Here is a 4,177-nt window from a genome sequence, read left to right as displayed (position 1 = left end):
GCTGTATACGCCGGGGTTGGGTTAAAGTACCCCTTCTATTCCTATAAGATATCGACATTAGTCAATGCCTCATCCGAGTTGGAAACAACACGTAAAATGAAGGTCATGATGCTAGTGAACGACTACACCGGCGCAACTGAGATTGGATCGCTTTATCTTTCCAAAGAATACCGCCAGCCCGGTATCGGTCAGTTTCTGTCCAGATGCCGTTATTTAACTTTGGCGGATTTCCCGGATCGTTTTGGCGACACGGTGATGGCCGAAATGCGTGGCTGGCAAAACAATGACGGTTCCTCTCCTTTCTGGACGCATCTCGGCGAAAAATTCTTCGGCATTGCTTTTGAAAACGCAGACAAGATTTCTTCTGTCAAAGGAACCCAGATCATTTCAGATCTGATGCCAAAGTACCCGATCTATATCGATCTGCTTCCGGAAGAAGCACAGGAAGTTATCGGCAAGCCACACGAATCATCCAGCCCGGCTTTGCGTCTGCTTGAAAAAGAAGGCTTCAACTTCAACGGTTATGTCGATGTTTTTGACGGCGGTCCCTCTGTAGAGGTTCCAACCAGAAACATTAAAACCTTACAATCAAGTCGTGTTGCCTCTGTTAGCGGCACAACAGAACAGGTCGCAGCAGAAGATCAATCAAATCTTTATATGATCAGTAACGCGAATATCGATGCTTATCGTATGTGTCTTCAACCCGCAGAGCTGGAAGACACGAAATCAATCAAACTTACACAAGAAACCATCGACGCGCTCCGCCTGAAAGATGGCGATGAAGTACGTTACGTAAAATTCCGGGAGAACAAGTCATGAGCCTAGCACAGAAACTTTATATCAATGGCGCGTGGCGCGATGGCAAAGGCAGTATACTTTCCTCAACCAACCCGGCAAACAACGAAGTCATCTGGCAAGCGGCTTCCGCAACAGCAGACGATGTAAACGATGCGATTATCGCAGCACGTTCTGCGCTACGTGGATGGGCGCTCGCTTCATTAGACAGTCGCATTGAAATCATCACCAAATACCGTGACCTTTTGAAAGAGCGGCAGGAAGATATCGCTATTGCGATTGCAATGGAAACCGGGAAACCACTTTGGGAAACTAAAACCGAAGCCGCAGCAATGATTGGGAAGGTTGCCCTGTCCCTAGATGCTTTCGAAAAACGTACAGGCGATCATGAAAATCAAATGGGCGAAGGACTGAAAGCAACCCTACGCCACAAACCTCACGGCGTTGTTGCTGTCTTCGGACCCTATAATTTCCCCGGCCACCTGCCTAACGGGCACATCGTACCATCGCTGATTGCAGGCAATACCATCGTCTTCAAACCCAGCGACCTGACCCCGATGGTTGCCGAAGTTATGATGCAGGCGTGGCATGACGCCGGACTTCCTGCGGGCGTCCTTAACCTGGTACAAGGTGCCAAGGAAACAGGCATAGCCCTAGCCGGACATGATGGCATTGATGGCCTCTTTTTCACTGGTAGCTCCGCAACAGGCGAGCTATTGCACCGCCAATACGCAGGTAAAACCGGTAAAATTCTGGCTCTGGAAATGGGCGGTAACAACCCACTGGTTGTTATGGAGGCAAGCGATCATAAAGCTGCTGCTTATCACACCATACAATCAGCCTATGTCACCTCTGGACAGCGTTGTACTTGTTCTCGCAGGTTGATCGTCCCAACAGGGGCAGAAGGTGATAAGTTTATCGAAACTCTCGCCGCACAGATTGATGGCATCAAAGTCGGACAGGATGATCAAGATAATCCACCCTTTATGGGGTCTTTGATTTCCAACGCTGCAGCGAATGGCATGCTTGCAGCACAGGATAATCTTGAGAAACTGGGCGGTAAAGTTATCAAGCGCTTGGAACGCCTTTATGAAGGTAAGCCATTTTTAACACCCGGTTTAATTGATGTTACAGCCATCAAAGACCTGCCAGACGAAGAATATTTTGGCCCTCTCCTCCAAATTATCCGCGTTGCTAATTTTGACGAAGCCATTGATGTCGCAAACAACACCCGCTTTGGTCTTTCCGCTGGGATTCTAACGGATAACAAAGACCTTTGGGAAAAGTTCTGGGTCGAAAGCCGTGCCGGGATCGTGAATTGGAACCGTCCGCTGACAGGTGCCAGTGGATCAGCCCCCTTTGGCGGTGTTGGTGCCAGTGGCAATCATCGCCCAAGTGCTTTCTATGCCGCGGACTATGCCGCTTACCCTGTCGCTTCCCTTGAAGCCGATACGCTTAATGTGCCTGCACAGCTGACGCCTGGGATCACCCTGCACGATAAGGGATAAGCTGATGACTTATTACGAGGTTAACTTTGACGGTCTTGTCGGCCCGACACATAACTTTGCAGGTCTTTCCTATGGCAACATAGCATCCGATAAGTCAGCCAAAGGAACTTCAAGTCCCAAAGGTGCTGCCTTGCAAGGGTTGGAGAAAATGAAAGCCTTGGCAGATATGGGCATGAAGCAGGGGGTTTTACCACCCCAGGAACGTCCTCACCTACCAACCCTTCGCGGTTTGGGTTATAGTGGAAACGAAAGTGACATCCTTACGAAAGCGGCAGAGGAAAACCCAGCTCTCTTTGCAGGTACTTGCTCTGCCTCTTCAATGTGGGTTGCAAATGCAGGAACGGTATCTCCGCGTCCAGATACAAAGGACGGCAGAACACATTTCACCCCGGCCAACCTGATCTCCATGTTTCATCGCTCTATTGAGCATCCGACAACCGGACGTACGCTACAGACGATCTTTGCCGATGAGAGCCGCTTTGCTCATCACCCTGCCCTACACGGCAGCCACCATTTCGGGGATGAAGGTGCCGCGAACCACACACGTTTTTGCACCAACTATGGCGACCCCGGCGTAGAGTTCTTCGTTTATGGTGTCGAAGCCCTGCGCAAAAACGCGCCGGGTCCCAAAAAATTCCCGGCCAGACAAACACTGGAAGCCTGTCAGGCTGTTGCTCGTCTCCATGGCCTATCTGAAGATCGGGTTGTTTATGCGCAACAAAATCCCGACGTGATTGATCAGGGTGTCTTCCACAACGACGTCATCTCGGTTGGTAACGGACGTGTTCTGTTCCATCACGAAAAGGCTTTTCTCAATACTGATGCTGTCAAAGAAGAGCTGAACAGGAAGCTCCCGAACAGTGACATGATTTTTGTCGAGGTTCCCGACAATCAGGTATCCGTTGAAGATGCTGTACAAAGTTATCTCTTCAACAGCCAGCTGATTTCACCTTCAGGCAGTGGCAGCAATGCCATGACCTTGATAGCCCCTATCGAGTGTCAGGAAAATCCACGGGTAAAAAAATATCTGGAAGATCTTGTTCAACAAGGCGGTGCCATTAGTAATGTAGAGTTCTTCAATCTTCGCCAATCCATGAAAAACGGCGGCGGTCCGGCATGCCTTAGACTGCGTGTTGTCCTCAGCGATGATGATTTAAGCAATCTGGGCGCACGTGTTCTGCTTGATGAAGCCCTCTACGAAGATCTAAAGGCTTGGTTTTCCAAACACTATCGGGATGAACTATCGCCTGACGATATCAAAGATCCAGCACTTCTATATGAAGTTCGCGCAGCCCTCGAAGAACTAACCAACATTCTAAATCTTGGCAAACTATACGATTTCCAGCGGGCTTAGGTCGGATTCCCGTCCTGACTTAAGCTTCTTTTATCCCGAGTGATCATCGTATCACTCGGGATCTTTTTTGTCCGCGACAAGAACGGTTTACAACAGTTCTAAAATATTCTTGTGCGATATTTTCATCAAACCATATCGCTTGCACTGATGTATCGAAAGAGATGATATCTCCATTTTCATCGACATCATTCCATGTCAGTTGTTGAATAAAATTCAACGCATCTAGAACTAATGTTTTACCATTTTCCAGCATCTGACAACTTGGCCGATACGCTTCTACATACGGTATGATCTCATCAAAACTAATCTTTTGCTCTCCCCACGCCGTTTCCATTGATGCCACAGGTTGATACAAAATATCCAAAATAATGCCATTTATAAGCGCTAAGGTACCGCGCTCTATCAAATCCTTATAAGATGCTGATTCTCCGAAATGATCATCAAAATCAATGGAGAGGTACTTCCAGTATTCTTGTTTAAAGACGTCAAAAGGCAAATATGGATCCAGTGCTTCTCCAAC

General features: G+C 48.2%; 4 protein-coding genes. 3 read left to right on the top strand and 1 reads right to left on the bottom strand.

The window, feature by feature from the left end; all coding sequences use genetic code 11:
• From Q0241_RS20370 to astB, 3 genes are all read left to right on the top strand, one after another.
• Positions 1 to 819: arginine N-succinyltransferase (locus tag Q0241_RS20370; protein ID WP_299380918.1), on the top strand; the 819-nt coding region annotated here is incomplete at its 5' end.
• Positions 816 to 2,303, top strand: a complete 1,488-nt coding sequence (gene astD, locus Q0241_RS20365; RefSeq protein WP_299380917.1) for a succinylglutamate-semialdehyde dehydrogenase — start codon at positions 816 to 818, stop codon at positions 2,301 to 2,303. The genes Q0241_RS20370 and astD, both read left to right, overlap by 4 nt.
• 4 nt (positions 2,304 to 2,307) lie before the next feature.
• Complete coding sequence (astB, locus tag Q0241_RS20360; protein ID WP_299380916.1) at positions 2,308 to 3,657, top strand: N-succinylarginine dihydrolase; 1,350 nt, start codon at positions 2,308 to 2,310, stop codon at positions 3,655 to 3,657.
• A gap of 43 nt (positions 3,658 to 3,700) precedes the next feature.
• On the opposite strand, the gene Q0241_RS20355 is transcribed toward astB, so the two are convergent.
• Positions 3,701 to 4,177 (bottom strand): hypothetical protein (locus Q0241_RS20355; protein WP_299380915.1); only part of this gene is annotated, 477 nt, incomplete at its 5' end.

It is taken from the genome of uncultured Kiloniella sp., from assembly GCF_937128705.1.
Classification (GTDB): Bacteria; Pseudomonadota; Alphaproteobacteria; order Kiloniellales; family Kiloniellaceae; genus Kiloniella.
This window is presented reverse-complemented; position numbering and strand designations above follow the sequence as displayed.

What these genes read in the sequence shown, in the direction of transcription:
- astD (WP_299380917.1), top strand. Translation starts at nt 816, where the DNA reads ATGAGCCTAGCACAGAAACTTTATATCAATGGCGCGTGGCGCGATGGC.
- astB (WP_299380916.1), top strand. Translation starts at nt 2,308, where the DNA reads ATGACTTATTACGAGGTTAACTTTGACGGTCTTGTCGGCCCGACACAT.